This is a genomic window from Syntrophorhabdaceae bacterium (assembly GCA_028713955.1).
GTDB lineage: Bacteria > Desulfobacterota > Syntrophorhabdia > Syntrophorhabdales > Syntrophorhabdaceae > UBA5609.
This window is the reverse complement of sequence record JAQTNJ010000362.1, coordinates 1-2,615: the sequence shown is the minus strand read 5'-3', so window position 1 is coordinate 2,615 and position 2,615 is coordinate 1. Positions and strand designations below refer to the sequence as shown.

Here is a 2,615-nt window from a genome sequence, read left to right as displayed (position 1 = left end):
ACACCGGGTGTATCTTCGGTGATGGCCTTCCTGTAACCGAGCATTCGGTTAAAGAATGTCGATTTGCCTACGTTTGGCCTGCCGACCACGCTGATGACCTTTTTCATACCTTTTCCCGATACCGTAATGCAAGGCTAAGGATAAATCCGATAAACGGTAATACCATGATCGACTCGAGGGCGACGGGGACACCGAAGTTGTCCGCAACGATCCCAAGCAAGGTAACGCCGATGCCGCCTGTTCCTATAGCAAAACCTACCATCAGGCCTGAAGCGATCCCGAGCCTTGCAGGCAATAGTTTCTGGGCCATGACAACGGTAACGGCAAATGTGGAGATAAGGAGCATGCCCTGAAACCCGAGGACAAAAAAGAGCATATACCCCTTCACAAAAAACATGAGAGGAAGCGTTGCGGTAGCGAACAACATTGTGAGCCTGAGAAAGCGGCGATGTCCCCACCTGTCAGCCAGGGGAGCCCCGATCATGGTTCCTATCGCGCCGCACAAAAGATAGACAAAAACAAGTTTTCCGGCATAGAGCGCGTCGCCTTTCATGTAGTTAATATAGTAAAAGGGGATATAGGTCAAAAGACCCATCTGCGTCCAGGTCCTCATGACAACGATGGCAACGAGCATGAAAAGAGAGGAATAGGCGCCGCTTACGGCCTTTGGCGCCTCTGCCTGCCGTTTCGCATGCTCCATGACGGGAATAGCGATAACATTCCGCTGATATATGATGATGGCCGTCACGATGAGCGACGGGATCACAATAACCGGGAGAGAGGAAAGCCCTAAAAACTGTATGATATAGATGGATAGGATCGGACCAAGTGAAAGACCAAGGTTGCCGCCGACAGAGAATATGGCCATGCCGGTGACACTTTTTTCGCCGGTGAAAAAATTCGCCGTCTTGTAGCCTTCGGGATGGTATGAGGCGATACCGAGCCCGCTGACCGCCACCATCACCAAAATGACAGTATAACTATCAGGTACAGCAATAAAGGAAAATCCCATACCGGCACAGAGTAACCCGATGGGGAGCAGAATTGCCTTCGCCTTCTTGTCGGAATAAAACCCGAAGAGCGGCTGCAGGATAGATGAGGTAAAATTGGCCATCATAAGGATGAAGCCCGTCGTGGTGTATGAGAGGGCGAGCTTTTCCTTGAGAAAGGGGAGCGTTGCCGGGAGGGCCCCCTGGTAGATGTCCGTCACGAGGTGCCCCAGGGACAGCAGGATCAGTACCTTCAGATTCCACTTGTTATTCATGTTCCACGATATCTCTGAATTTCACGAGCATCCTGCACGTGGCGCCCCATATCCTGTCCCCGTTGTAATGGAAGGAAGAAACCGGTTGTGTTATCCCTTCGTGTTCGGCCATCTCTATAGCCGGATCAGTCTTTTTTAAAAACCCGTACGGCAGGTATATGAGGTATGCCACTTCTCCCGGGTTTGTTTTAAACGTGTATGGATAGGGGATGATCCCCACGTAGGGCGTTATAACAAAACCTGTCATTGTATAGACATCGTCCATCTGTCCGATGATCTCCAGGTCAGTATTTTTAACCCCTATCTCTTCGCAGCATTCCCTCATTGCCGTTCTTTTTGTGTTGCCGTCCCCGGGTTCGTACATACCTCCCGGGAAGGAGACTTCGCCCTTGTGGATCTTCACCGTATCGGTCCTCTTCGTGAGGACGAAAAAGACGTCGCCGTCTTTTTCAAACAGCGGGATCACAACCCCTGCCATGATCGTCTCCGCACATTCTACCTTACGGGCGCTGTGTGCCCCAATCCGTTCCTTTATACGGGAAAGCATCCCCTATTCTAACCACAGGAGGTACGAGAAATCAATAGCATGAAAGGCGGCTTATTGTTTAGTGCTCCGATATTAGGATTTATTGGTGTCATTGCGAGCCCGCAGGGCGCGGCGTTTTGTCATTGCGAGCGGAGCGTGGCAATCTCATTCAATAAATCGCATCCTTAGATCGCCACGTCGCTTCGCTCCTCGCGATGACTTTAAGGGATGCCTGGTTGATTTTCCGCCGGATGTTAAAATTCTGACGCTACTGCCGGAAATTGACGTCTACCCTGAAGATATTCAGCAGCCTCTTCCAGATAAGCATCTTTTCAACATCCATCAGAAAATCGGGCGCTTCCATAGTCTTCAATTGCCCATACCTGTTGCAGCTCAAGGCAAGCAACCGGAGGTCATCCTCTGCATGTCCCCTTTCCGGAAGCGTATACAACATGTCTGATCTTCTCTGGCCTCTCTGACCTCTCTGTCCCATACGCTTTTAATTTGCAAATATCATGCCCGGCCGTGATATATGTCACAAAATTTATTTTGCTCTCCGTTGACTTTTATGTAACAATGTCTACAATCTTTTTTCAGGAGCATGGAGATGACAAGACAAAAAGGGTTCACCCCTGATGTAAGACCAAAGTTGAGCAATGACATGATCTCAAAGATAGAGAAGATCTGCAAAGATAAGGGCTGCCCAACGGATAAGGAATTGATACAACGGGCGGTTGAGCGGGCCATCGACGAATATGTGGAAGAATGGTATGAAGTATCGCTGGAGGCAATAGAACTTCAGGACGGAGACGCGGATTACGCCAC

General features: G+C 49.8%; 5 protein-coding genes. 1 reads left to right on the top strand and 4 read right to left on the bottom strand.

Translation table 11 applies throughout. The features are described from left to right. The 4 genes from PHU49_17050 to PHU49_17035 form a co-directional block, all read right to left on the bottom strand. The coding region (locus tag PHU49_17050) for a 50S ribosome-binding GTPase (protein MDD5245717.1) at nucleotides 1–107 on the bottom strand (107 nt) is incomplete at its 3' end. Further along, nucleotides 104–1,264, bottom strand: a complete 1,161-nt coding sequence (locus PHU49_17045) for an MFS transporter (GenBank protein MDD5245716.1) — start codon at nucleotides 1,262–1,264, stop codon at nucleotides 104–106. The genes PHU49_17050 and PHU49_17045, both read right to left, overlap by 4 nt. Further along, nucleotides 1,257–1,811 (bottom strand): CoA pyrophosphatase, encoded by a 555-nt coding sequence (locus PHU49_17040; GenBank protein MDD5245715.1) that lies wholly within the window; start codon nucleotides 1,809–1,811, stop codon nucleotides 1,257–1,259. The genes PHU49_17045 and PHU49_17040 overlap by 8 nt, the downstream gene beginning before the upstream one ends. Before the next feature lie 247 nt (nucleotides 1,812–2,058). Continuing rightward, complete coding sequence (locus PHU49_17035) at nucleotides 2,059–2,244, bottom strand: hypothetical protein (protein MDD5245714.1); 186 nt, start codon at nucleotides 2,242–2,244, stop codon at nucleotides 2,059–2,061. Between the two features lie 153 nt (nucleotides 2,245–2,397). Here PHU49_17035 and PHU49_17030 point away from each other — a divergent pair. Continuing rightward, a partial coding sequence (locus PHU49_17030) for a hypothetical protein (GenBank protein ID MDD5245713.1) occupies nucleotides 2,398–2,615 on the top strand: 218 nt, incomplete at its 3' end.